Source organism: Streptomyces sp. NPDC004629, assembly GCF_042873595.1.
Classification (GTDB): domain Bacteria; phylum Actinomycetota; class Actinomycetes; order Streptomycetales; family Streptomycetaceae; genus Streptomyces.
Genome location: NZ_JBIALO010000002.1, coordinates 83,569 through 108,977 on the forward strand (window position 1 = coordinate 83,569; position 25,409 = coordinate 108,977).

At 73.2% G+C, this 25,409-nt stretch carries 18 protein-coding genes; 10 read left to right on the plus strand and 8 right to left on the minus strand.

Features of this window, described 5'->3' with window-relative positions:
* Window positions 1-341: 341 nt before the first annotated feature.
* The gene (locus tag ACFYTE_RS03340; protein ID WP_388704244.1) at window positions 342-1,604 is read right to left on the minus strand and encodes an FAD-dependent oxidoreductase; all 1,263 of its coding nucleotides are present in this window, start codon (window positions 1,602-1,604) and stop codon (window positions 342-344) included.
* Between the two features lie 184 nt (window positions 1,605-1,788).
* Here ACFYTE_RS03340 and ACFYTE_RS03345 point away from each other — a divergent pair, with 184 nt between their 5' ends.
* From ACFYTE_RS03345 to ACFYTE_RS03390, 10 genes are all read left to right on the plus strand, one after another.
* Complete coding sequence (locus tag ACFYTE_RS03345) at window positions 1,789-3,723, plus strand: HAD-IIIC family phosphatase (RefSeq protein WP_388704247.1); 1,935 nt, start codon at window positions 1,789-1,791, stop codon at window positions 3,721-3,723.
* A 106-nt stretch (window positions 3,724-3,829) separates the two neighbouring features.
* Window positions 3,830-5,638, plus strand: a complete 1,809-nt coding sequence (locus ACFYTE_RS03350) for a fatty acyl-AMP ligase (protein ID WP_388704248.1) — start codon at window positions 3,830-3,832, stop codon at window positions 5,636-5,638.
* Window position 5,639: 1 nt separating this feature from the next.
* Window positions 5,640-7,571, plus strand: coding sequence for an acyl-CoA dehydrogenase family protein (locus ACFYTE_RS03355; RefSeq protein WP_388704250.1), 1,932 nt, complete (start codon window positions 5,640-5,642; stop codon window positions 7,569-7,571).
* Complete coding sequence (locus ACFYTE_RS03360; RefSeq protein WP_388704252.1) at window positions 7,565-9,355, plus strand: acyl-CoA dehydrogenase; 1,791 nt, start codon at window positions 7,565-7,567, stop codon at window positions 9,353-9,355. The genes ACFYTE_RS03355 and ACFYTE_RS03360 overlap by 7 nt, the downstream gene beginning before the upstream one ends.
* Window positions 9,356-9,457: 102 nt before the next feature.
* On the plus strand, window positions 9,458-9,742 hold the full coding sequence (locus ACFYTE_RS03365; protein WP_388704254.1) for an acyl carrier protein: 285 nt from the start codon (window positions 9,458-9,460) through the stop codon (window positions 9,740-9,742).
* Window positions 9,742-12,795, plus strand: a complete 3,054-nt coding sequence (locus ACFYTE_RS03370) for a type I polyketide synthase (RefSeq protein ID WP_388704255.1) — start codon at window positions 9,742-9,744, stop codon at window positions 12,793-12,795. Before ACFYTE_RS03365 ends, ACFYTE_RS03370 begins: the two co-directional genes overlap by 1 nt.
* Window positions 12,792-13,823, plus strand: a complete 1,032-nt coding sequence (locus tag ACFYTE_RS03375; protein WP_388704258.1) for a 3-oxoacyl-ACP synthase III family protein — start codon at window positions 12,792-12,794, stop codon at window positions 13,821-13,823. The genes ACFYTE_RS03370 and ACFYTE_RS03375 overlap by 4 nt, the downstream gene beginning before the upstream one ends.
* Entirely contained in the window at window positions 13,820-14,086 is a 267-nt protein-coding gene (locus tag ACFYTE_RS03380) for an acyl carrier protein (protein ID WP_388704261.1), read from the plus strand. The genes ACFYTE_RS03375 and ACFYTE_RS03380 overlap by 4 nt, the downstream gene beginning before the upstream one ends.
* On the plus strand, window positions 14,083-14,943 hold the full coding sequence (locus tag ACFYTE_RS03385) for a 2-oxo acid dehydrogenase subunit E2 (RefSeq protein WP_388704264.1): 861 nt from the start codon (window positions 14,083-14,085) through the stop codon (window positions 14,941-14,943). The genes ACFYTE_RS03380 and ACFYTE_RS03385 overlap by 4 nt, the downstream gene beginning before the upstream one ends.
* Window positions 14,849-15,724 (plus strand): 4'-phosphopantetheinyl transferase family protein, encoded by an 876-nt coding sequence (locus ACFYTE_RS03390; RefSeq protein WP_388704266.1) that lies wholly within the window; start codon window positions 14,849-14,851, stop codon window positions 15,722-15,724. Before ACFYTE_RS03385 ends, ACFYTE_RS03390 begins: the two co-directional genes overlap by 95 nt.
* Before the next feature lie 25 nt (window positions 15,725-15,749).
* On the opposite strand, the gene ACFYTE_RS03395 is transcribed toward ACFYTE_RS03390, so the two are convergent.
* The 7 genes from ACFYTE_RS03395 to ACFYTE_RS03425 form a co-directional block, all read right to left on the minus strand.
* Window positions 15,750-18,533, minus strand: coding sequence for a BTAD domain-containing putative transcriptional regulator (locus ACFYTE_RS03395; protein ID WP_388704268.1), 2,784 nt, complete (start codon window positions 18,531-18,533; stop codon window positions 15,750-15,752).
* A gap of 8 nt (window positions 18,534-18,541) precedes the next feature.
* Window positions 18,542-19,549, minus strand: coding sequence for an AfsA-related hotdog domain-containing protein (locus ACFYTE_RS03400; RefSeq protein ID WP_388704271.1), 1,008 nt, complete (start codon window positions 19,547-19,549; stop codon window positions 18,542-18,544).
* 146 nt (window positions 19,550-19,695) lie between these two features.
* Window positions 19,696-20,022 (minus strand): ferredoxin, encoded by a 327-nt coding sequence (gene fdxA / locus ACFYTE_RS03405; RefSeq protein WP_388704274.1) that lies wholly within the window; start codon window positions 20,020-20,022, stop codon window positions 19,696-19,698.
* Window positions 20,019-21,074, minus strand: a complete 1,056-nt coding sequence (locus ACFYTE_RS03410) for a 2-oxoacid:ferredoxin oxidoreductase subunit beta (protein WP_388704277.1) — start codon at window positions 21,072-21,074, stop codon at window positions 20,019-20,021. Before ACFYTE_RS03410 ends, fdxA begins: the two co-directional genes overlap by 4 nt.
* Window positions 21,064-22,911 carry a 2-oxoacid:acceptor oxidoreductase subunit alpha gene (locus ACFYTE_RS03415; protein WP_388705152.1) on the minus strand — a complete coding sequence of 616 codons (1,848 nt, stop codon included), beginning with the start codon at window positions 22,909-22,911 and terminating at the stop codon, window positions 21,064-21,066. The genes ACFYTE_RS03410 and ACFYTE_RS03415 overlap by 11 nt, the downstream gene beginning before the upstream one ends.
* 472 nt (window positions 22,912-23,383) lie before the next feature.
* Window positions 23,384-23,992 (minus strand): response regulator transcription factor, encoded by a 609-nt coding sequence (locus ACFYTE_RS03420; RefSeq protein ID WP_351737581.1) that lies wholly within the window; start codon window positions 23,990-23,992, stop codon window positions 23,384-23,386.
* An 80-nt stretch (window positions 23,993-24,072) separates the two neighbouring features.
* The gene (locus tag ACFYTE_RS03425) at window positions 24,073-25,260 is read right to left on the minus strand and encodes a sensor histidine kinase (protein WP_388704281.1); all 1,188 of its coding nucleotides are present in this window, start codon (window positions 25,258-25,260) and stop codon (window positions 24,073-24,075) included.
* Window positions 25,261-25,409 lie beyond the last annotated feature (149 nt).

A 25,409-nucleotide genomic window follows, 5' to 3' on the forward strand; every position in this document is an offset into this window, starting at 1 on the left:
CCGCCGGCCCGGACACGCCGACGCCCGGCCGGCGGTGGGTGGGTGGCGGTTCGGTTGGTGGGCTGGGTGTTGGCGGTGCCCGGTCCGCCGGCCCGGGCTGGGTGGCGGACCGGGTGGCGGCCCGATCCGGGTGTGGTGGCGTTCAGCCGACGTTCGGCTCCGTTGGTCCGGGCGCCGTGGGGCTGGGTGGTGGATCGCTTCGTTGATCCGATGCGTTGACCGCCCGGTCTCGGCGGGCGGTCGGTTGTGGTGGCGGGGCCGGTTGAGGGCCCGGTCCGTGCGGTTCGTACGGGCCGGGGCCTTGGCGTGTATGGAACGGGTCCGGGGTGCCGAGCCGTTGGTCAGACCCGGGCGGTCGGGGACTGCGCCTCCACGACATGCGGTCCCGGTCGCTGCAACTGGAAGTACGCGCCTCCCAGTACCCGCTCCTTCAGCCGCTGGCTGCGGTCGACCACCCGGTACAGCGAGCGGCGTACCACACCGCCGGCGCCGTGCAACGCGAACAGCCGCTCCTGGCGCAGTTGCAGACCGCGCGACATGGCGACCGACTCCTCCCGCGCCCGCTGGAACCGGGCACCCGCCGCCAGCAGCGCCCCCTCGTCCCCGCCCGCGTCGAACGCCTCGCGCAGCAGCGGAGCCAGCGTCACCCCGTCGATGATCGCGTGATTGACACCCTGCCCGAGGATCGGCGTCAGCGTGTGCGCCGCGTCGCCGATCAGCACCAGACCCGGCATGGACCAGCGCGGCACCACCGTGGTGAAGATGTCCAGCATCGAGGTGTCGGACCAGGACCGGATCTCCGAGCGCACCGACCCGGCCAGCTCCGGAGCGAGCCGGTCCAGCCGCTCGTACAGCGCGGGCAGACCCTCGGCGCGCAGCTCCTTCAGTCCGCCCTTCGGGATGTTGAAGCCGACGCGCACACTGTCCGGGTGGGTCGGGATGAACAGCCCGTGCTGGTCGCCGCGGATCCGGATCCGGTACGTACGGTCGTCCCACTCGGTGGGGAACGGCAGCTTCAGCCACACCACGTCACGGTCCAGCGGCAGCTTCGTGTACGACAGCCCGGACATCTCGCGGACCTTGCTGAACCGGCCGTCCGCCGCCACCGTGAGCGCCGCGCGCACCGTCAGCTCGCCCTCCGGGGTGCGCGCCGTCACCCCCGTGACCGGGCCGCGCTCGCCGTCCGCGCGCAGCAGCCGGGTGACCGTCGCCCGGCGCACCAGGGTGAAGTGGTCCGGGTGCTCCTCCTGCCCGAGCGCCGCCAGGGCCGAGAGCAGCGCAGGCTGGGGCAGCTCCACCGGATAGGGGTGCGGGTACGGGAAGCGGCGGAAGTCGGCGCGCAGCACCGTGCTGCCGGAGTCGACGATCTCCATCCTGTGCATCTGCTGGCAGGCGCCGCCCAGCCGGCCGAGGACGCCCAGCCTGTCGAGCAGCCACACCGAGTCGGGGGAGACCGACTCGCCCCGGAACGACCGGTCGAAGTGACCGCTCTGCTCCACAACCACGACGGAGACCGAACGCCTGGCGAGTTCCACGGCCAGGGTCAGCCCCGCCGGACCTCCTCCGACCACACACACGTCTGCGGTCAGCTCAGTTGTCGTCATCGGTGCTGCCTTTCCGAAGGAGTCATCCTCCACCGATGGTCCGCAGCCCGCCTAAAGCAGCTCTTGCGGGCGCTGCGCACGGCCCGGCCGGCACCCCGACCGCGCCCTGGGCGCAAGCCCGTCTTTAGGGCCGGGGCACAAGCTCCCAAGCGCCCGCCCGCCCCCGCAGAGAGGCGAACCGACCGTGAGCACAGCAGTGACGACATCCGACCCGGAGCGCACCGGCCCCGCGAGCCCCCTCGACCGGCTGCGCGCACTGTACGGCGAGCGACGCCTCGCCGCCGAGTACCCGGCGGTGCCCGGACTGCTCGCCGAACTCGCGCAGCCGGACGACGGATTCGCCCAGCTGTCCCGCGCGGGCCGGCTGCTCGCCAAGGTCGCCCCCGAGGACATCGTGGAGGCGCACCCGGGCGTCGTGCCCGCCACCGTCGCCGTCACCGGACACGGCACCCTGGACGCGCTGACCGCACCGCTCACCGCGGAACTCGCCCGCCACGGCATCCCGTTGCGGCTGAGCGCCGCCGACCACGACGCCTGGCTGCGCGACCTGCGGGACACCGGCAGCCACCTGTACGCGCCCGGCACCGAACTCGCCCTGTGCCTGCTCGACGCCCAGCTCGTCTTCGACGAACTGCCGCTGCCCTGGCGGGTGGAGGACGTCGCCGAGGCCACCGCCGGCACACTCGAACTCCTCGACCGGCTCACCGCCCGCTACGACGAACGCGGCACCGGCACGCTCGTACTCAACACCCTGCCGCTGCTGTCCCAACACACCCGGCAACTGGTCGACCACCGCTCCCGCACCGAACTGTCCATCGTCTGGCGGGAGTTCAATATCGGCCTGCTGCGGCTGGCCGCCGCTCACCCGCGGCTGCACGTCGTCGACCTGGAGCCGCTGATTGCCGACGGCGGACCGGTCCGCGATCCGCGGCTCGCCGCCTACGCCCAGGTGCACCTGGGCGAGCAGGTGCTCGCCGGATACGCGCGGCACACGGGCCATCTGCTGCGCACCCTGCGCGGCAGGGCCAAGAAGGTGCTCGTCCTGGACCTCGACAACACCCTCTGGGACGGCATCCTCGGCGACGACGGACCCGACGGCATCGCCGCCGCCACCACCTACCGCGGCGCGGCCTTCGGCCGGTTCCAGCGGGTGGTCAAGCAGATCGGCAGCCAGGGCGTCCTGCTCGCGGTGTGCAGCAAGAACGACCTTGGGCCGGTGCTCGACGTGCTCCGCGACCATCCCGACATGACCCTGCGCGAGGCGGACTTCGTGCGGATCAGCGCCGACTGGGAACCCAAGGACGGCGCCATCCGCGCCATCGCCGCCCGCCTCAATCTCGGCACCGACAGCTTCGTCTTCGCCGACGACTCGCCCTTCGAACGCGGACTCGTCGCCGCCACGCTCCCCGAGGTCGCCGTGATCGCGCTGGACGAGGAACCGGCGCTGCACATCGACCGGCTGCTCGCCGACGGCTGGTTCGACGTGCGGGAACTGACCGCCGAGGACCGGGGCCGCGCCGTGCAGTACCGCCAGGAGGCGGAACGGCAGGACCTCCGGCGGGCCGCCGGCTCGATGGAGGAGTACCTGCGCGCCCTCGACGTGCGGGTCGAGGTGGCCCCGGTACGCGACCACGAGGTGGTCCGGATCGCCCAGATCACCCTGCGCACCAACCAGTTCAACCTCACCACCCGCCGGCTCCAGGCTCCCGACGTCCGCGAACGGCTCGACTCGCCGGACCATCTGGTGCTGGCCGTGCGCTCCCGCGACCGCTTCGGCGACAACGGGGTCGTCGGCGCCCTGTTCGCACACCGGGAGGACGCGGCCCTGCGCATCGACAACATGCTGCTCAGCTGCCGGGTGTTCGCCCGCGGCATCGAGCAGGCCGCCGTCGCCGCGCTGCTGGCGCACGCGGCGGACTCGGGCGCGGCCGAGGTACGCGCCGGCTACCGGCCCACCGCGAAGAACCACAAGGTGCGCGACTTCTACCCGTCGCTCGGCTTCGGGCGGGCCGCCGAATCGCCGGACGGCACCGTCGAGTTCAGGCATCCGCTGACCGAACTGCCGGACGTACCCGGGCATGTGACTCTCGACGCGGACTTCCGGGCCGGTACCGGATGACCTGAACGCACAAGCGTCTCCTTAGTGCCCCGGACGACGATCGTGATGTCAGAGCAACCCGTGCCGGCGCCACGCCAGCGGAACTCGCAGAGGTCGGAGAAAGACGTTGACGAACTTCCGGACCTTCACGGAACTGGTTCTGGAACGCACCGAAGCCCGCAGCGCCGCGGATGCCTTCATCTTCCTGCCCGACGACGCCCGCGGCTCGGTGCCGCAGCACCTCAGCTTCGCGGGGCTCGACCAGGAGGCACGCCGGGTCGCCTCCTGGCTCCAGGAGCGCGGGGCCGCGCACCGCCAGGTCCTGCTGCTCTACCCGGCGGGCCTGGACTTCATCAAGGCGTTCACCGCCTGCCTGTACGCCGGTGCCGTCGCCGTGCCCGGACCGCTGCCCACCGAGCAGGGCCGGCACTTCTCCCGGGTGTCCGGCATTCTCCGCGACGCCGAGGCGTGCGCCGTGCTCACCGACTCGGCGCACGCCCCCGAGATCTCCGCCTGGCTCGCCGCGGAGGGCTTGACCGACGTGCCGTGCCTGGCCACCGACGATCCGGCCCAGGGCGCCGCGGATGCCTGGCACGCCCCCGCCCTCACCCCGGACAGCCGCGCCTTCCTCCAGTACACCTCCGGCTCGACCAGCGACCCCAAGGGCGTCGTGGTCTCGCACCGCAACCTGCTCGCCAACGAGGCGGCGATCCAGCGGTCGATCGGCACCGGCCCGGGGACCGTGTGCGGCGGCTGGCTGCCCTTCTACCACGACATGGGTCTGATCGGGCACATCCTCCATCCGCTCTATCTCGGCATCCCCGCCGTCCTGATGGCGCCCTTCACCTTCCTCAAGCGCCCCGTGCGCTGGCTGAAGATGGTCGGCGACTACAAGATCACCACCGGCGGCGGCCCCAACTTCGCGTACGACCTGTGCGTGCGCAGGGTCACCGACGCACAGCTTCGGACGCTCGACCTGTCCTCCTGGACGACCGCCTGCAACGGCGCCGAACCGGTCCGGGCCGAGACCGTCCGTGCCTTCAGCGAGCGCTTCGCGCCCGCGGGTTTCAGGCCCGAGGCGTTCTTCCCCTGTTACGGCATGGCCGAGACGACCCTGCTGGTCTCCGGTATCCCGCGCGGCGCCGCCCCCCGCGTGCTCGACGTCGACGCGGAGGCCCTGGAGCGCGGCGAACTCGCCGGCCCGCGCGCAAAGCACCCCACCCGTTCCCTCGTCAGCAGCGGGATCGTGCGGGACTTCGAGGTCCGCGTCGTCGACCCGGAGACCCGCGTCGAGCGGCCCGCGGGAGGCGTCGGCGAGATCTGGCTCAAGGGTGACAGCGTCGCCTCCGGCTACTGGAAGCGGCCGAAGACCAACCAGGAGATCTTCGACGCGGCGATCCGCGACGCCACCGGCGAGGACGGCGGCGGCTGGCTGCGCACCGGCGACATGGGCGTCCTGCGGGACGGACAGCTCTATGTCACCGGCCGGCTCAAGGAGATGGTCATCCTCGCGGGCCGCAACCTCTACCCGCAGGACGTCGAACGCGCCGTCCAGTCCGTGGACAAGGCCCTCGGCACCGGCGCGGGCGCCGTCTTCGCCGTCGAGACCGACCGCGAACACCTGGTGGCGATCCAGGAGGTCCGCCCCGGCGCGGTCGCCGGCGATCTGCGCACCCTCGCCTCCGCCGTGCAGAGCTTCATCAGCAAGGAGTTCAGCGTCCCGGCCGGCAACATCCTGCTGGTCCGCCCCGGAACCGTACGCAGGACCACCAGCGGCAAGATCCAGCGGACCCTCATGCGCAAGCTGTTCCTGGAGGGCCGGATCACCGCGCTGTACGAGGCCCTGGAGCCGGCCGTGCGCGAACTGATCGCTCCTGCCGAGGCCGGCCCGGACGCCTGCGCCACCGCCGCCCCGTCCCTGGAATCGGTGGTCTGACGTGGAACACCCGCCCTACCGGCTCGCAGAGGAGTTCGACCGCTTCCTCGGCGACCCCGACGACCCCGGCGAGGTCTTCTCCTACGCGCGCTGCGCGGAACTCGACGAAAAGGAGGAGTTCCCCGCCGACATCTGCCGCCGTTTCGAGGAGTGGGGCCTGCCCGAGCAGTACGTACCCGTCGAGCACGGCGGTCGGCTGCGCGACTACGAGCAGGTGCTCCAACTCGTCCGCGCCGTCGCCCGCCGCGATCTGACCTGCGCCATCGGACACGGCAAGACCTACCTCGGCGGGGTCTGCGTCTGGGTGGCGGGCTCCGCGGAACAGGGCACCCGGCTCGGCGCCGACATCATGGCCGGGGTCCCGGTCTCCCTCGGGCTCACCGAACGCGCCCACGGCAGCGACCTGCTCGCCGGTGAGGTGCGCACCGACAGCGCGGCGGCAGACGGCACGGCGCCCGACAGCGCGGCGCCTGACGGCGCGGACCACTGGCTGGTCAGCGGCGAGAAGTGGCTGATCAACAACGCCACCCGGGGGTCGGTGCTGTCGCTGCTGACCCGGACCCGCCCGGAGGGAGGCCCGCGCGGCTTCAGCGTCCTCCTCGTCGACAAGCGCGAACTCGACGAGGACAGCTACCGCCACCTCCCGAAGATCCGCACCCACGGCATCCGCGGCGCCGACATCTCCGGCATCGCCTTCGACGGCGCCCGGGTGCCGCGCGGCGCGCTCGTCGGCGCCGAGGGCGCCGGACTGGAGATCGTGCTGAAGGCCCTCCAGCTCACCCGCACCATGTGTGCGGCGCTCTCGCTGGGCGCCGGCGACCACGCGCTGCGGCTCGGCCTGGACTTCGCCGAGGAACGCGAGCTGTACGGGCGGCGGCTGATCGACCTCCCGCAGGCCCGGCACGTGCTCACCGGTGCCGCCGCCGACGTCCTGCTGCACGAGGCGGTCGCCCTGGTCGCCGCCCGCGCCGTGCAGAGCCAGACGGCGGAACTCGGCGTCACCTCGGCCGTCACCAAGTATCTGCTGCCCACCGGCACCGACCAGATCATCGCCGACCTGACCGGGCTGCTCGGCGCCCGCGCCTTCCTCAAGGGTGTGCACGCCGATGGCCGGTTCGCCAAGCTCCAGCGTGACCACCGCATCGTCGGGCTCTTCGACGGCAACACCCTGGTCAACCTCAACTCCCTGGTGAACCAGTTCCGTTCGCTGGTGCGCGGGTTTCGGCGCGGCACCGGTGACACGGCGGGCGGCGCCACCGCCTGCGACCTCGGCGCACCGCTGCCGCCGCTGGACCCGACGAAGCTGTCGCTTCTCGCCCGGCACGGCAGCGGACTCATGGCGGGGCTCGCCGCCTCCGTCGAGGAGGTCGCCCGGCGCGCAGGGCCGAACCCGGCGCTCGGTCCGGTCGCCGAGGCCGCGCGGCGGCTGCTCGCCGTCACCGCTGCGGTGCACACCGAGATGGAGGCGTACCAGGGGGCGCTCACCGAGGTGCCGCCCGCCGCCTTCGAGACCGCCCGCCGCTACACCCTGTGCTGGGCCGGGGCGGCCTGCCTCGGCCTGTGGACGCACAGCGCCGACCGTTTCCCCGGCGACCCCGGCGACCCCGGCGACCCCGGCGACCCCGGCGACCCCGGCGACCCCGGCGGATCCGGCGGCCCCGGAGGTCCCGGCAGCCCCGGCGAGTCCGGCGACGCCTCCACCGGGGCGCTGTGGTGCGACGGCTTGTGGCTGCACACCGCCCTCGACCGGCTCCTGGTCCGCCTCGGCGAACCGGCGGCGGCCGGCCAGGAGACCTACGAAGAACTGCTCGGCGCCCTGCGGGCGGCCCGCTCCTCGGGCCGGCTGTTCTCGCTGCTGCCGCAGCGGAGCCCAGAGCGGCGGCCCGCGGCGCCCGACGCGGCCGCCGGCGAGAGGGAGAGGACGTCATGCTGATCGCTACCGAGGCTCAAGAGCCGCACCCGGCGACCGCCACCGCCGGGGACGGTCAGGGGTCACCGGGACAGGAAGCGCGGGCCGCGGCACGCGTCGCCGAACTGGACCGGCGCCTTGGCGACCCCACCGACGGGTCGGGCGAACTGTGCTACGCCCGGCTGATCGAGGCCGACGAGGCCGGTGAACTGTCCGCGGCCGGCGAGCGCGCCCTGGACGAACTGCGCCTCGGCGCCGACTTCGTGCCGAGCGCCGAGGGCGGCCGCCTGGAGCGGCTGGACACCCTGGTGCGCGTCATGCGCCAGGTGTTCCGCCGTGACGTCGCCCTCGGCCTCGGCTACGGCGTGACCTCCTTCATGGCCGGTGTGAACGTCTGGACCTCCGGCAACGCCGCGCAACGCGCCCGCCTCGCCCGGATCCTCACCGGCGGCGGCAAGGTCTCGGTCGCCTACCACGAACTCGCGCACGGCAACGACTTCGTACGCAACGAGTTCGCGGCCCGCCCCGCGCCGAACGGCGGATACCTGCTGAACGGCGCCAAGCAGGTCATCAACAACGCCGACCGGGCGGATGCCTGGGTGCTGTTCAGCCGTACCAGCCCCGCACCGGGCAGCCGCAGCCACTCCGTGCTGTTCGTCGAGCGCACGGGACTCGATGCGGACACCTGGCGGGTGCTGCCCCGCTACGACGCCGTCGGCGTACGCGGCTGCCACCTGTCCGGACTGCGCTTCGACGACACACCCGTGCCCTCCTCGGCCCTGGTCGGCGCGAGCGGAGCAGGAGTCGAAACGGCCCTGCGTGCCTTCCAGATCACCAGGGCCGCGCTCCCCGGCATGGCCGTCGGCACCGCCGACACGGCCCTGCGCACCGTCGTACGCTTCGCCCTGGGCCGCCGGCTCTACCGCAGGTCCGTCCTGGACATCCCGCACGCCAGGGCCACCTTGTCCGGGGCCTTCACCGAACTGCTCACCTGCGACAGCCTCTCGCTGGCCGCGACCCGGGCGGTGCATCTGCTGCCCGAGCAGACCAGCGTCCTCGCCGCCGCCACCAAGTACCTTCTCCCGAAGCTGCTCACCGACGCCCTGCACGAGCTGTCCATCGTGCTCGGCGCCCGCTTCTACCTCCGTGACGGTGAGCACGGCATCTTCCAGAAACACATCCGCGACCTGCCCGTGCTCAGCCTCGGCCACGCCGGCTCCGCGGCCTGCCAGGCCACGATCATCCCCCAGCTGTCCCGGCTCGCCCGGCATTCCTGGTTCCGTGACGAACCGGCACCCGCGGACCTCTTCCGGCCGCGCGCCGGACTGCCGGACCTGCCCTTCGACCGGCTCGCCCTGGCCGGCGGACGGGACGGGCTCGGCGCCACCCTGGTCGCCGCCGCCGACACGCCGCCCGGCGCGACGCCCGAGGAGCGGGCCGTCCAAGGGCTCGCACGGCAGCTGGTGGAGGAGCTGCGGCAGGTCCAGGAGGCCGGCCGGACGCTCGCACCCGAGGACCGTACGGCGCTCGCCGGTCCCGCCGCGTTCGCCCTCGCCGACCGGTACGCCGTGCTGCTCGCGGCCGGCGCGGCGCTCGGCGTCCGGCAGCAGGCGGTGCACGACGGCGGCGACGCGTTCCTCGCCGACCCCGCCTGGCTCGCCGCCGCACTGCACCGGCTCGCCCGCCGGCTCGGCCGGCGGCCCGCCGCGCTCCCGGCGTCCGTGGACGCCCGGATGCACGACGAGGTGCTGCGCAGATTCCACGCGCGCACCAGCTACGACCTGTACGACACCCCGCTCACCGGCTGACCGACGCCGGCCGGCCCGCCACGGACCCCGGCCGTCCACGACGGCCGCCGGACGGCACCGCGACAGCACGCCACCACCGCTCACCCCGCCGAGGAGTGCACCATGCCCGTTCCGACCACCGGACACACCACCGAGTCTTTGACCACGTGGTTGGCCGAGCGCATCGCCCTCTACCTCAAGCGGCAGCCCGCCGACATCGACCCGGATGTGCCGCTCGCGGAGTACGGCCTCGACTCCGTCGCCGCGCTCAGCCTGTGCGGCGACATCGAGGACGACTTCGACGTCGTGATGGAGCCGACGGTCGCCTGGGACTACCCGACCGTGCACGCGCTCGCAGGCCACCTCCTGGAGGAGCTGGCCGCGGACACCGCGCAGGGCGGCGCTTGATGGAACCCGTGGCCATCGTCGGCATCGACTGCAGATTCCCGGGGGCGCCCGACACCGGCGCCTACTGGGACCTGCTGATGCGCGGCGCAGACGGGGTGGGGGAGGTGCCCCGGCAGCGGTGGGACGCCAAGGAGTTCCACTCGCCGGCCGGGGAGGGCGGACGCACCAACACCACCGAGGGCGGCTTCATCGCCGACCCGGACGCCTTCGACAACGAGTTCTTCACCATCTCCCCGCGCGAGGCCGCCGCCATGGACCCCCAGCAGCGGCTGCTGCTGCAGTCCGCGTGGCGGGCGGTCGAGGACGCGGGGACCGCGCCGCAAGACCTCGCCGGCACCCGCACCGGGGTGTTCGTCGGCATCATGGGCAACGAGTGGGCGCATCTGCACCTGACCGACTACGCCAACGTCACCGCCCAGATCGGCTCCGGCAACGGCTACTGCATGACCGCCAACCGGATCTCCTACCACCTCGACCTGAAGGGCCCGAGCCTCGCCGTCGACACCGCCTGCTCCTCCTCGCTGGTCGCCGCGCATCTCGCGGTCAACGCCCTGCTGGCCGAGGAGTGCGACCACGCGCTCGTCGCCGGCGTCAACGTGGCCCTCACCCCGGCCCTGTCGATCTTCTACACCCAGGCCGGGCTCTCCGCCCCCGACGGCCGTTGCAAGCCGTTCAGCAGCGAGGCGAACGGCATCGGCCGCGGCGAGGGCGTCGGCACGGTCGTGCTGCGCAGGCTGCGGGACGCGATCGCCGACGGCCAGCGCGTGTACGCCGTCATCCGGGGCAGCGCCGTCAACCAGGACGGCCGCAGCAACGGGCTGACCGCGCCCAACCGGTGGGCCCAGCAGGAGGTGCTGGGCGCCGCCTACCGCAGGGCGGGGATCGAGCCCCGCGACGTGGTCTTCACCGAGGCCCACGGCACCGGCACCACCCTCGGCGACATGATGGAGGTCAAGGCGCTCGGCCACCACCACGCCGGCCGCGCCGGCAAGCCCATGGCGCTCGGCTCGGTCAAGGGCAACCTCGGCCACACCGAGGGCGCCGCCGGCATCGCGGGCCTGATCAAGGTCGCCCTGTCCCTGCACCACCGGGTGGTCCCCGCCAGCCGGTACGCGGCCAAGGAGAGCAAGCAGCTCAAGCTGCGCGACCACGGGCTGCGGCTGCTGAAGGCACCGCTGCGGCTGACCGCGGGACCCACCGTCGCCGGGCTGAGCAGCTTCGGCATGGGCGGCACCAACGCCCATGCCGTCCTGGAGTCCGCACCCGCGCACGCCGCCCGTCCCGAACCCGTGGACGGCGCCGCCCCCGGCGGTATCGGCGCCGCCGTCTTCACCCTCACCGCGCCCAACGCCGAAGCACTGCGCCGCAACCTGCTGGCCCAGGCGGACGCGGCCGCGGCCCGCCGGGTGCCGCTCGGCCCGCTCGCCCGGTCGAGCAACCGGGTCAAGACCGGCCACCGGCACCGCTTCGCGACCGCCGCGACCGACACCGGTGAACTCGTCGCCCGTCTGCGCGCGTCGGCGGCCGACCCCGATCTGCTCGCCCGGCTGTGCGGCGGTCCGGCCGGCCGGCCCCGCATCGCCTTCCTGTTCACCGGCCAGGGCTCGCAGTACCCGCGGATGACCGCCGCACTGCACGCGCAGTCGCCGCTGTACCGGCACTTTCTCGACGAGGCCGACGCCGCGCTGCTACCGCACACCGGGCGGTCCGTGCGCGATCTGGTCCTCGCCGGCGACGAGGCGGTGCACAGCACCCGGTGGACTCAGCCCGCACTGTTCGCGGTCGGCTACGCCCTCGGCCGGACCCTGACGGAACTCGGCGTGCACCCCGGCATGCTCCTCGGGCACAGCGTCGGCGAGTTCGCCGCCGCCGTCCTCGCCCGCGCGCTCCCGCTGGACGGCGCCGCCCGGCTGGTCGCCGCCCGCGGCGCCCTGATGCAGGAACTGCCCGCGGGCGGCGGCATGCTGGCCGTCCGGGCGGCCCGTGCCGACCTGGCGGAGTGGATCGAGTCGGAACCCCTCGTAGGCGTCGCCGCCGTCAACGGCCCCACCGCCACGGTGCTCTCCGGCGACCTGGCGGCGCTGGACCGTATCGGCGCCGAGATCGCCGCCGAGGGGTTCGGCACCCGCAGACTCCAGGTCTCGCACGCCTTCCACTCGCCGCTGATGCGGCCGGTGCTGGACCGCTTCGCACAGATCGCCGGCGAGGTCGGCGGCACGGTGCCCGAGATCCCGGTGTACTCGACCGTACGCGGCCGAGTGCTCGACGGCGAGCCGATGGACGCCCCGTACTGGGTCGAACACATCGGCGCCACCGTGCTGTTCGGCGACGCGGCCGACGCGCTGCTCGCCACGGATCCGACCCACCTGGTGGAGATCGGCCCCCAGCCGGTGCTCTCCGGGATGGTGCGCCGCCTCGACGGGCCCGCCACGGGCACGGACCCGGCCCATGTGCTGCCGGTGCGCGGCCCCGAGTCCGCCGGCCGGGACCTCGCCGAGGCGCTCGCCGAGCTGTACCGCGGTGGCGTCGCACCGCACTGGGACGTCGCGTACCCGGCGGAGGAACGGGTCGCGCAGCCGCTGCCGCCGTACGCCTTCTCCACCCAGACCCGCTACTGGGCGAGGAATGCCGTGCGGAGCGCGGAACCGCAGGCCGGACCGCCGGCCCCGGACCTCGTACCGCACCGGGACCCGGAGACCGCCCCCGTCCTCGCCCTGGACCGGCCCGCCGGCCCGGCCGACCCGGTCGCGGACGCCGTCCTCGACGCCGTCCGGCTGGTCGGCGGGTACGCCGACACCGAGATCGGCCCCCACGACCGGCTCTACGAGGACCTGGGATTCGACTCCGTCATGATCATGGAACTGAAGAACCGGCTGGAGGCCCGGCTCGCCGGCATCGGCACCCTGACGGTCCAGGACCTGCTGCCCCGGCTCTCCTCCGTCGGCGACCTCGTCGCCTTCCTGCGCGAACTCGGCGCGACCCCGGCCCGTCCCGGGCACCGCGGCGACGGCGCGGACAACCAGGCGCTCAGGGAAGAGGAGAGGACGGCATGACCAACCCGACGACCGCGACAAGCTATCTCGCCGCCATCGGCACCGCACTGCCCGGAGACCCGGTGGACAACGCCACCCTGGCCAAGGTGCTCGGCATCAACGAGGAGTGGATCGAGGTCTTCATCGGCACCAGGACGCGGTACTTCGCGCGCGACCTGGGCACCGCAGTGGTGCGCTGGTCGCTCGCCGACCTGTGCGCGCAGGCCGCCGAGCGGGCACTCGCCGCCCCCGGCACCGACCCGTCCGAGATCGAGTTCATCGTGCTCGGCACGGCCACCCCCGACACCCTGATGCCCGCCACCGTCAACCACGTCGCCGACCAGCTCGGCCTGGACCAGGTGCCCACCTTCCAGCTCCAGTCCGGCTGCGCCGGCGCCGTACAGGCCCTCGGCGTCGCCCAGGCGATGATCGCCTCCGGCCAGTACCGCACCGGCCTCGTCATCGGCGGCGACGTGTGCAGCAAACACCTCGACCTGGGGCGCGACGTGTCCGGCGCAGCCCCCGGCGACCTCGTCAACTACGTACTGTTCGGCGACGGCGCGGGCGCGGCCGTCCTCACCGACGAGCCGCGCGGACAGGGCGTCGCGCTGCGCCACGTCCTCAACCGGTTCACCGGTCTGGGCCGCGCACCCGGGCAGATCATCGAGTGGTTCGGGCTCGCCGACCGGTACGACGACCGGCAGGCCCTCACCGAGGACTACAAGGCCATCGAGGAGTCGGTGCCCGTCATGGCCGCCGAGATCCTCTGGGAGATGCTCGGCGAACTCGACTGGGAGGCCGACCGGCTCGACTATCTGCTGCCGCCCCAGCTGTCCGGCCGGATGACCCGTCGCATCACCGAGGAACTGGACGTGCCGACCGCGCAGGACGTCTCGTGCGTCGCGGACACCGGCAACAACGGAAACGCCCTGCCCTTCCTGCAGATCGAGAAGTTGCTGGAGCGGATGTCCGGCGGCGAGCGGGCCCTCGCGGTCGCCGTCGAGTCCAGCAAGTGGATCAAGGCCGGCTTCGCACTGGAGAAGATATGAGCATCGACGGCACCGCCCCCGCGCCCGCCACGGGCGGCTTCACCCTCGACGACTACGTCCGGCTCGTCAACGACGAGATCGGCATGCCGCTCACCGCCGAGCAGGTGGCCGCCGACTTCGACGAACTGCCCGACTGGGACTCGCTGTACCTCCTCAAGCTCGTCACCGCCCTGGAAGCCGCCATCGGCCGCAAGGTCCCGGTCGGCAGGGTCCTTGCGGCCCGCAGCCTCAAGGAGATCCACGAACTGGCGGTGGGCGGGTGAGCACCACCGCCGCCGCCGTACGGCGCCGCCGCCACACCCTGTACTTCCTGGAGTGGGCGGCGGCCCAGCGGCCCGTGCACCTGGACACCGACGTCGACATGACCCGCGTCCAGGCGCACCGCGCCGCCGCCCGGGAAGGCGGCCGGCGCTACTCGGTCGTCAGCTATCTGCTGTACGCGGCCGGGCGGGTCCTCGACCGGCACCCGGACGCCAACGCCGTCATGGCCCCCGGCTGGCCCGCACTGCTGCGCCGCCCGAGGATCGTCCGCTTCGACGGCGTCACCGCCAAGGTCGCCCTGGACCGGCCCGTCGAGGGCGAGCGCACCGTCCTGTCGGCGCTCGTTCCCGGTCTGGAGGCGGCGAACCTGCGCGAGATCCAGGAACGCATCGACCGCTACCGGGGCGAACGGGCCGCCGAACTCCCCGAGTTCAACGGCGTACGGATGCTGGGCCGGCTGCCGGTCCCGTTCGGCAGGGCCGCCTTCGCCGCGGCGCTGCGCGACCCGCACCGGCGGGCCGGCGTGTTCGGCACCGTCTCGGTCAGCTCGCTCGGCCACCGGACCGTCGACGGCTTCCACTCGGCCGGCGGCACCGCCGTGACCCTCTGCGCCGGCCGCATCGTGGACCGTGCGGTGGTCCGCGACGGCGTCGTGGTGCCCGCGCCGATGATGCGGCTCGGACTCACCTTCGACCACCGGGTGATCGACGGCGCGACGGCGGCCGACGTGCTGTCCGATCTCCACCACACGATGGAGACCTTCGATGACGGCACCTGGGCGGCGGATTCCGGGCCGGACCCTCGCGGAGCCGATCGCGATCGGCGGCCCCTCGGCGGGCTGGAGCAGAGTACGCGCTGACCTGGCCCGGCACGGCGCCGTGGTGCTCGGCGCCCGCCAGGACGACTGGCGACCGGAAGGGGCGGGCGCGCGGCGGCTGCGCGCGCTTCTCGGCCACGACTGGGAGCGCTACCGGGAACTGACGCACCCGAAGGTCCGTACCCGGTTCGCCGCCTCCCGCGTCCTGCTGAAGTTCGCCGCCGCGGCGGCACTCGACGTGCGGCCCCAGTGCGTCGAACTCGGCTACGGCCTCACCGGACGCCCCTGCCTGCGCGGCTACGACGGCCTGCACATCAGCCTCAGCCACACCGATGACCTGCTGCTGGTCGGCCTCGCCACCGACGGCGCCATCGGCGTCGACGCCGAGCGCGGCGACCGCGTCCTGTACGGCTCCGGTATCGGCCGGCACATGTGCACCCCGTACGAGACGGAGCGGATCGAGGCCCTGCCCCTCGCGGAGCGCAACCCCGCCCTGCTGCGCCTGTGGACCCTGAAGGAGGCGTACAGCAAGGCCATCGGCCTCGGCATGCTGTTCCGCTTCACCGACTTCGGCTTCAGCCCGGACCGGGCGCCCACGGATCTGCTGCGCCCCGACGGCACCCCCGGCACCGTCGGCGCCTGGGCCTTCCACACCTTGTCGTTCGCCGGCCGCTACACCCTGGGCGTCGCGGTCGGCGACGCCGGCTTCGGCCGCACGGCGGACACGGCGGCGGCCACGGCACTCGACCCGGGCATCGTCGACACCCTGGTGGCGGCGCAGGCCGAGGAGGAGCCGCAGCCGCCCGCCCGGCGCCGGGGATAGCCCCGCGGCACCGGGTGGGCGGCCCTCATGCGGCCCGCCGGGCCGGCCGCACGGGAGCGAACAGCCAGACCCCGGGCCGGACTTCGAGCGGGATCGAGGCCGCCACGGCCGACCGGCCGGACCCGGGCGCCAGGCGCAGGGCCAGGGCCGTGCGCCGCGCGTACTCCGTCCAGCGGTGGTCGCCGGCGCGGCGCGCGGCGCCCTCGCACGCGTCGAGCCGGGCCAGCGCCTCCTCGTGGCGTCCCTCGCGCTGCGCCACCAGGGCCAGTCCGCGCAGCGACTCGGCCGCGCCCCGCACGTCGTCGACCAGCCGGCTCACCGACAGGGCGCGTGCGTAGCCCCGTCCGGCACGGGCGACCTGCCCCATCGCGAGGAGCGCGTCCGCCTCGGCGGACAGACAGCGGCCCGCCGCCGCCCGGTCACCATGGCGGGTGAACAGGTCCGCGGCGAGCCGGTACCGGTCGACGGCCTGCCCGGTCTGGTGGCGCTGCCAGGCCAGGTCGCCGAGGGAGCGCAGGATCACGGCCTCCGCGTGCGCGTCACCGGCCGTGCGGGCCGCGTCCAGCGCGAGGTCGTGCGTCGACTCCCACTCGTCCCACAGGGCGCCCGCCTCGTAGTAGCCGGACGCGGCCGAGGCCAGGGCGCTGCACAGACTCCACAGCCCGGCCGCATGGGCCTGCCGCACGGCCTCCGCGAGGCCCGCGGACTCCTCCTGGAACCACCGCAGCGGCGCGCGGCCGACCATCTCCTCGGGCGAGATCCCGGCCACCGGTTCGGCGTCGTGGGTGAGCCGGTCCCGGCCGGGCGCCAGGTGTGCGTCCGCGTACCGGGCCGCCGTCAGATAGGCACGGCACAGCCGTGCCACGGCCGCGGCCCCCTCCTGCGGGGACTCCTCGGCCAGGACGTCGAGGGCCAGCGAGCGCAGCAGCGCGTGGAAGCCGTAGCGAACGGGGGCCAGCCGCCCCGGCCGCCGCCGTGCCTCCAGCAGATGGGCCTGCACCAGCCGCTCGGTGAGCCGTTCGGCCCGCGCCGGGTCGGTGCCGAGCAGCGCCGTCGCGGCCCAGGGCGCGAAGTCGGGCAGCGGGGCCAGGGCGAGCAGCCGGAAGGCGTGCCGGGCTTCCTCGTCCACGTCGTGGTAGGCGGTCAGCAGGGTGCTGCGCACATCGAGGTCGCCCAGGGCGAGCGCGGCCAGCCGGGTCCGCTCGTCACGCAGCCGCCGGGCGAGCCCGGCGGCGGTCCAGTGCGGGCGGGCGGCGAGCCCGGCGGCGGCCACCCGAAGGGCCAGCGGCAGGCGTCCGCACAGCCGGGCGATCTCCGCCGCCGCCTCGGCGTCGTCCCGCATCCGCTGTCCGCCGCACGCGGCGAGCAGGGCCTCGGCCTCGGCCGCGGAGAGCACATCGAGGGTCAGCTGCCGCACGCTCTCCAGCGCGCCGAGCACATGACGGCTCGTCACGATCACCGTGCTGTCGGGCAGCGCCGACAGCACCGGCCGCACCTGCGCCTCCGAGACGGCGTCGTCCAGGACGACCAGCATCCTGCGGCCCTCGGTGCGCCGGTGCAGCAGCTCCGCGAGTTCCGCCTCGGACGCCGGCAGCGGCGTGGTGCCCACGTCCCCTGCGACGCCCGTCGGCTGCGGCCCGCGCAGCCGTCGCAGCAGGGTGGTCATGGCGGTCCTCGGTTCCACGGCCCGCCCGCCGGCGTCCCGCAACGTCACCAGGATCCGCCCGTCCGGGAACGGTTCGGCGGCGCCGTGGGCCAGTCGCACGGCCAGCGCCGTCTTTCCGGCGCCCGCCCGGCCCGACACCACGAGCACCCTGTTGCGGCCGGCGGCATCGTCCCTCAGCAGCCGCTCGCCGACGGCCAGTTGGTCCTCGCGTCCGGTGAAGTCCGCCACGGCGGGCGGCAGCCACACCGTGGGCCCCGCGTCCCGGCCGCCGCCCGCGGACCCGCCGGCCGGCCCGCCGGACGCCGCGCCGGGCTGGGTGTCGGCCGGGGGGTGGCCGGATCCGCCGACCGTGACGAGCCGGCGCTCCGGCTCGCCGTGCCGGGCCAGCGAGGGATCGGAGGCGAGGATCCGCTCCTGGAGCCTGCTCAGCACCGGTCCGGGCTCCACCCCCAGTTCTTCGACGAGCGAGCGCCGCGCCTGCTGATAGACCTGGAGGGCGTCGGACTGCCGGCCGGACCGGTACAGCGCCACCATCAGATGACAGTGCAGCGTCTCGCGCAGCGGGTGTTCATGGGCCAGGGCCATCAGCTCACCGACCAGTTCCTGGTGCAGCCCGAGCCGCAGGTCCGCGGAGATCCGCTGTTCCAGCACCTCCGCGCGCAACTCGTTCAGCCGGATCGCGGAGGTCTCCAGCGAGGGGCCGTGCGGTATGCCCGACAGCGCGGGTCCCGTCCACAGTCCGAGCGCGCGGCCGAGCGCCCGCGACGCGGCCTCGTACGCGCCCTGGCCGTAGGCGGCCCGGCCCTCGGCCCGCAGCGACTCGAAGACGGCCAGGTCCAGTTCCTCCGGGCCGACCCGCATCAGATAGCCGGGCGGCCGGGTCAGCAGGGGCTGCGCCGTGCCTGCGTCCGCTCCGGCGCCGTCGGTGACGTCCAGCAGGGCCTTGCGCAGTTGGGACACATACACCTGAAGGGTGGTGGTGGCCGTGCGCGGTGGTCCCGCCCCCCACAGTTCATCGATCAGCGTATGGGTGGAGACCACCGTGTTGCGCTGCACCAGCAGGGTGGCGAGGACCGCGCGTGGCTTGGCCGCGGACGGCGTACGAGGCGTCATGTGCACGGGGCCGAGTACTCGGTATCTCATCGCGTGGCTCAGCAGTCCTGCAGCACGGACGCGGAGATCCGGGCCACGACCCGGCTGCCCTGGAGGAACGAGAGCCGCAGCTCGACCACCGGCCGGCCCGCCGCGTCCCGGTTCACCCGCCCGTCCGTGCGGCGCGCGCCCTCGCGCACCGTGCAGCGCAGCGGCAGCCCCGGCTCGGCGAAGCCACGGAACGAGGCCTGCCACCGGGACAGCACGGCGTACGAGGGCACAAAGCCGCGCAGTTCGGCGGTGGCGAGCAGGCCCACCTGACGGGACACCTCCAGGAACAGCAGCGGCGGCACCTCGTCCGGTGCGTCGGCCTCAAGCCGCAGCCCGGCCGCCGCCCTCGCGTCGACGGGGAAGTCCAGTTCCTCGTGGCCGGCCGCCCCGGTGTGTTCGGGCAGCCCGACCAGGACGTTGCGGCCGTCCCGGTGCCCCACCTGCTCGGGCAGCGGCACGCCAGCGGACCGCCGGTCCTCGGCGCAGCCCGCCATGGACTCCCCGCTCTGCCGCCGTCCGAGGTCGCGGTGGCTGCGGTAGACGCCCTGGGTGAGGAAGACCAGCCGGGCCGAGGCGGTGCCGCAGCGCTCGCCGTCGATGGAGACGGCGGCCTCGCACTCCAGGCCGCGCGGCACGCCGGCCACGACGTCGAGCGGCGTCATCCCGAGTTCCAGGGCGATCCCGGCCGGCAGGCCGCCGCGGCGCCAGGCGTCCAGACGGGTGATCGCGGCGCCGCCCGAGGCCACCACGGGATGCCAGCCGGGCGGCACTCTGAAGTACCGGCGCGCCGCGAACAGCATGGTCTGGCGCAGCGACTCCACGGGGAACAGCAGATCGTGGTAGCGCGTCGCACAGTCGACGAACAGCGGGTGTTCTTCGGGCAGTTCTGCAGAGAATGCGAAGTTCTGCCGTACCGGCGCGGTTGCCTTCAGCAGAAAGGCCTCGGGGCTGGCCGGCCTGTGGACCAGATGGTGTGCTCCGAGGAGGGAGGGGGACGGTGCGGTGTGGGTGTCCATGGGATTCCTCTGCGGCGGTGTCCGGCGGCTCTGCGGAACGCTTGCTGGGCACGTGCGCTTGACGGGGTGCACGTTGCCGGACTCCGCTGAAGGACCGGGGAAGCCGCACTGAAGCCCGGGGCCCACGCCCCCGCGACCTGGCCGGTTCAGCCCGCCCGGACCGGTTCTCCCGCCACGACCGGGTGGTCCCCGGGCAGGGGGCCCGCCCCGCTCGCGCCGCCGGACGCGCCGGTTCCGGCCGTCGCGAAGACCTCCCGTTCGGCGGTGAGATAGCCGGACCACTCGTCGGGCAGGGCGTCCTCGTAGAAGATCGCCTCGACCGGGCAGACGGGCTCGCAGGCGCCGCAGTCCACGCATTCGTCAGGGTTGATGTACATCTTGCGCGGGCCTTCGTAGATGCAGTCGACGGGGCACTCCTCGACGCAGGCCTTGTCCTTGAGGTCCACACAGGGCTGGGCGATGACGTACGTCACGGGCTCTCCACGGTCCAGGTGTCGGTGCCGGCGAGGAGGGCGGCGAGGCCGCCCTTGCCGTGCCGCTCGACGGCGGTTTCGAGTTGTTCGGACATCAGGGCGTCGTAGACCGGCCGGGCCACGGACCGGAAGACGCCGATGGGCGTGCGGTGCAGGGTGTCGGGGTCGGTGAGGCGGGACAGGGCGAACGCCGCGGTGGGGTTGGTGCCGTGGGCGTCGTGGACGAGGACCTGTGCCTCGTTGTCCGGGGTGACCGTGACCACCCGCAGATCACCGGTGCCCGGGTCGCGTACGACGCCCTGGGCGCGGTCGGCGCCGAAGCGGATCCGCCGTCCGTGCTCCAGGCGGATCACGGCGTCCTCGGCCCGCCTGCGGTCCCTGAGGGCGTCGAAGGCGCCGTCGTTGAAGATGTTGCAGTTCTGGTAGATCTCGACCAGGGCGGTGCCGGGGTGGGCGGCGGCCTGCCGCAGCACCTCGGTGAGGTGGGCGCGGTCGGAGTCGACGGTGCGGGCCACGAACGACGCCTCGGCGCCGATGGCCAGGGACACCGGGTTGAAGGGCGCGTCGAGCGAGCCCATCGGGGTCGATTTGGTGATCTTGCCGACCTCGGAGGTGGGGGAGTACTGGCCCTTGGTGAGGCCGTAGATGCGGTTGTTGAAGAGGAGGATCTTCAGGTTGACGTTGCGGCGCAGCGCCTGGATGAGGTGGTTGCCGCCGATGGACAGGGCGTCGCCGTCACCGGTGACGACCCAGACGGACAGGTCGCGGCGCGAGGTGGCAAGACCGGTGGCGATCGCGGGCGCGCGGCCGTGGATGGAGTGCATCCCGTAGGTGTTCATGTAGTACGGGAACCGGGAGGAGCAGCCGATGCCGGAGACGAAGACGATGTTCTCCCGGGCCAGGCCGAGTTCGGGCATGAAGCCCTGTACGGCCGCCAGGATCGCGTAGTCGCCGCAGCCGGGGCACCAGCGCACCTCCTGGTCGGACTTGAAGTCGCGTGCCGACAGCGGAACGTCCGCCTTCGGCACCGGGGACAGGGCCTCAACGGGCATGGACGGCCTCCTTGAGAACGGTGACGAGCCGCTCGACCTTGAACGGCGTTCCGTCGACCTGGCTGTACGAGTCCGCGTCGACCAGGTACCTGGCCCGCAGCAGGGCGGCGAGCTGGCCGAGGTTCATCTCGGGGACGACGAGCTTGTCGTAACGCGCCAGCACCGCCCCGAGGTTGGCGGGGAAGGGGTTGAGGTGGCGCAGATGGGCCTGGGCGATCGGCTCGCCCGCCGCGCGCAGCCCGCGGACTGCGGCGGTGATGGGACCGTAGGTGGATCCCCAGCCCAGGACGAGCGTGCGGGCGCGGTGCGGGTCGTCGACCGTGAGATCGGGCACGGCGATGTTGTCGATCTTGGCCTGGCGGGTGCGGACCATGAAGTCGTGGTTGGCCGGGTCGTAGGAGATGTTCCCCGTGCCGTCCTGCTTCTCGATGCCTCCGATGCGGTGTTCCAGCCCCGGTGTGCCGGGCACGGCCCAGGGGCGGGCGAGCGTCTCGGGGTCGCGTTTGTAGGGCCGGAACACCTCGGTGCCGTCGTCCAGCGCGTGGTTCGGTCCGGTGGCGAACCGCACGCGCAGATCGGGCAGTTCGTCGAGTACGGGGATGCGCCAGGGCTCGGAGCCGCCCGCGAGGTAGCCGTCGGAGAGCAGCAGGACCGGGGTGCGGTAGGTCAGCGCGATCCGGGCGGCGTCAAGGGCGGCGTCGAAGCAGTCGGCGGGGGTCCGCGGGGCGACGACGGGCACGGGGGCCTCGCCGTTGCGGCCGTACATGGCCTGGAGCAGGTCGGCCTGTTCGGTCTTGGTGGGCAGACCGGTGGAGGGTCCGCCGCGCTGGATGTCGATCACCAGCAGCGGCAGCTCAAGCGAGACGGCGAGCCCGATGGTCTCCGACTTCAGGGCCACACCGGGGCCGCTCGTTGTCGTCACCGCCAGGGAGCCGCCGAAGGCCGCCCCGAGCGCGGCGCCGATGGCGGCGATCTCGTCCTCGGCCTGGAAGGTCCGTACGCCGAAGTTCTTGTGCCGGGACAGCTCGTGCAGGATGTCCGAGGCCGGGGTGATCGGATACGACCCCAGGTAGAGCGGCAGGTCCGCCTGCCGGGACGCGGCGATCAGCCCGTAGGACAGCGCCAGGTTTCCGGAGATGTTGCGGTACGTGCCGGCGGGGAACGCGTCGGCGGCGGGCGCCACCTCGTAGGAGACCGCGAAGTCCTCCGTGGTCTCGCCGAAGTTCCAGCCGGCCCGGAACGCGGCGACGTTCGCCTCGGCGATCTGCGGCTGCCTGCCGAACTTCCGCCGCAGGAAGGCCTCGGTGCCCTCGGTCGGCCGGTGGTACATCCACGACAGCAGGCCGAGCGCGAACATGTTCTTGCTGCGCTCGGCCTCCTTGCGGGTCAGCCCGAAGCCCTTCAGCGCCTCCACCGTCAGCGTGGTCAGCGGCACCGGATGCACCGCGTAGGCGTCCAGGGAGCCGTCCTCCAGCGGGGAGGCGGCCCAGCCCGCTCTGGTCAGCGCGCGCCCGGTGAACTCGTCGGAGTCGACGATGATCTCGGCGCCGCGCGGCAGATCGCCGAGGTTCGCCCGCAGGGCGGCCGGGTTCATCGCCACCAGCACGTCCGGTGCGTCGCCTGGAGTGAGGATGTCGTGGTCGGCGAACTGCAACTGGAAGGAGGACACGCCCGGCAGGGTGCCGGCGGGTGCCCGGATCTCGGCGGGGAAGCTCGGCAGCGTCGCCAGGTCGTTGCCGAAGGACGCCGTCTGTGAGGTGAAGCGGTCACCGGTGAGCTGCATCCCGTCGCCGGAGTCCCCCGCGAACCGGATGATCACCCGGTCCAGGCGGCGGATCTCGTGGGCCGGTCCGGCCGCCCCTTCTGTTTCCTCGGGGGTGCTCGTGTCACTCGTATCCGTCGTGTCAACGGCCACCGGCCGCTCCTTCCCGTCGACGCAGCTGGCTGCCTGCCGCCGCACGGTAGTGAGCGCCCCTTGTGACCGACCAAAGCCGGCCCACGCTGCCGCGGGACCCGGTGACCAGGCCCACGGTCGCGGTGGATCCACCCGGGGGCCGGTGCGGGAGGCGGCGTGGGACGGCTGGTGAACGCCGTGGGTGCCGGGTCCCCGGTCCGGGGCGGTGTGGGACGGCTGGTGATCGCCGTGGGTGCCGGCTTCGGTGGGGCGGTCCGGGGCGGTGTGTGGGAAGGGGGTCGGCTCGGCCGCAGCCGTGGGCGGTCGGTCCGGTGGACGTGGCTCCCGCGGGTGAGCGCCGAGGGTCCGCCGTCCGCCCCCGCGAGGGCCCGCGGCCGCCAGGACGGCCCTGCCGTCACGGCAGCCAGTCCGCGTCCCGGGCGATGCGGATCGCGTCGACGCGGTTACGCGCGTTCAGTTTGCTGACGATGGTGGTCAGGTAGTTGCGCACCGTCCCCGCCGACAACCGGAGCATGGAGGCGATCTCCCGGGCCTCCGCGCCCTCCGCCGCGAGCCGCAGCACCTGGGTCTCCCGGTCGGTGAGGGGGCTCTCGAACTCGCCCCAGGCGGCCAGCGCCAGTTCCGGGTCCACGGCCCGGTGACCGGCCGCCACCCGCCGTACGGCCAGGGCGAGTTCGCCGGACGGGGCGTCCTTGAGGAGATAGCCGGAGACCCGTGCCTCCAGGGCCCGGCGCAGGGTGCCGGGGCGGCCGAGGCTGGTCAGGATGAGGGTGCGGCACTGGGGGAGCCGTTCCCGTAGCCGGGTGGCGGCCGACAGACCGTCGACACCGGGCAGGTCGATGTCGATGATGGCCACATCGGGCCGGTGTTTGAGCGCCATGTCGACGATCTGGTCCCCGCGTTCGACCTCGCAGACCACTTCGAGATCGTCCTGGAGATTCAGCAGAGCGACCAGTGCGCCGCGGACCATGTTCATGTCCTCGGCGAGCAGTATCCGTATCACTGAGCTCCCGTCTGCGGTCCGTGAGAGGCCGGATCGTGGCGAGGTGTCGTGGTCCGTACTGTTGCCGCAAAGGCACGTGATCATGCGGCCGATCCGTTGCGCGGGACCATGATGTCCCGCGGTTCCGCGGAGGTTTCCGTCGGTTTTCTGACGGGCGCTTCCGCGACGAGGCGGAATGTGCCGTCCTTTCCGGTACCCGATTCGAGGCGCCCGCCTATTGCGGTCATACGGGTGCGCAGGTTGCCGAGCCCGTTGCCGCTGTGCGGCGCCGGGTTGTGGTAGGCGTGATCGACACCGTCGTTTTCCACCAGGAGCCTTACGACACCGTCGTGTTGGGCGGCACTGATGCGGCAGTACGCGGCGTTGCTGTGCCGCAGCAGATTGGTGACCGCTTCACGCAGGGTGGTGGCGAGCGCGGTGTCGAGGTGCGGGGAGAGCGTGCCGAGTTCGCCTTCCGTGCGTACCCGGATGCCGGCGGCGTGCAGCATGGACTGCGCCGCCTTGATCTCCTGCTGGAGCGACAGGGTGCGGTAACCGCTGGCGGCCTTGCGGACGTCGGTGAGGGACTGGCCGGCGATGGCCAGGACCTCGTCGATCTCCTTCATGGCGCGGGCGGGCTGGGTCGCGATGAGCTGGTGGACGAGTTCGCTCTTGAGCGTGATGGCGGAGAGGCTGAAACCGAGGAGGTCGTGCAGGTCGCGGGCGAAGCGGAGCCGTTCCCCGGTGACCGCCTGGCGGGCCAGTTCGCCCCGGGTGGTGTGCAGGTGTGTGATGAGCCCGGTGAGCCGGGCGAGTCCGTACAGCACGAGCCCGGTGAGCAGGGTGGTGTGGGCGAGATGGACGCTGTGGAGCAGGTCCCGGCCCTGGAGGAGGGCCGGGACGAGGACGCTGAGCCCCACGGCCGCGTACAGGGGCCAGGCCGCGCGGCGGGGCAGCAGGAGCAGGAGCGAGGCGGCGAGGTAGCCGGCCATGGTCTCCCAGAGGACGTCGAAGATCACGAACGGCAGATAGGTCAGGAGTGCCTGGACGGCCAGGGTCAGGCATCTGTGCTTCAGGGACGCCCGGTTGCCGGACGGTGTGCAGTGCAGGAGGTACAGCGTGAGCAGCGCCGGAAGCAGGACCAGGCCCGTCGCCTCGGCCGCCGGGGATCCGCCGGCGGTCAGGATGCCGGTCGCGGTGAGGAGCGCGCAGCCCAGCAGTGCGGTGATGAGGACGGTGCGGGCGATCCGGGGTGCGGGGAGGTGATGGACGGGTCCGGGCGGGGTCACCGCCCCGGGTCTGCTGCCCCTCGACTCGTCCGCACTGTCGGAACGGTCGTGACTGTCCATCATCTGCACGGCCTCTCGCAACTATGTGCGCCATCCTGCCTGCGGGGGATGATAAGTCACCGTCGTAAAGACTGTGCAGCAATCAGGGT

Coding starts and splice junctions, on each gene's coding strand:
- ACFYTE_RS03395 (WP_388704268.1), bottom strand. CDS start 18,533: ATGAGATACCGAGTACTCGGCCCCGTGCACATGACGCCTCGTACGCCG.
- ACFYTE_RS03400 (WP_388704271.1), bottom strand. CDS start 19,549: ATGGACACCCACACCGCACCGTCCCCCTCCCTCCTCGGAGCACACCAT.
- ACFYTE_RS03365 (WP_388704254.1), top strand. CDS start 9,458: ATGCCCGTTCCGACCACCGGACACACCACCGAGTCTTTGACCACGTGG.
- ACFYTE_RS03360 (WP_388704252.1), top strand. CDS start 7,565: ATGCTGATCGCTACCGAGGCTCAAGAGCCGCACCCGGCGACCGCCACC.
- ACFYTE_RS03370 (WP_388704255.1), top strand. CDS start 9,742: ATGGAACCCGTGGCCATCGTCGGCATCGACTGCAGATTCCCGGGGGCG.
- ACFYTE_RS03375 (WP_388704258.1), top strand. CDS start 12,792: ATGACCAACCCGACGACCGCGACAAGCTATCTCGCCGCCATCGGCACC.
- ACFYTE_RS03390 (WP_388704266.1), top strand. CDS start 14,849: ATGACGGCACCTGGGCGGCGGATTCCGGGCCGGACCCTCGCGGAGCCG.
- ACFYTE_RS03340 (WP_388704244.1), bottom strand. CDS start 1,604: ATGACGACAACTGAGCTGACCGCAGACGTGTGTGTGGTCGGAGGAGGT.
- ACFYTE_RS03380 (WP_388704261.1), top strand. CDS start 13,820: ATGAGCATCGACGGCACCGCCCCCGCGCCCGCCACGGGCGGCTTCACC.
- ACFYTE_RS03410 (WP_388704277.1), bottom strand. CDS start 21,074: ATGCCCGTTGAGGCCCTGTCCCCGGTGCCGAAGGCGGACGTTCCGCTG.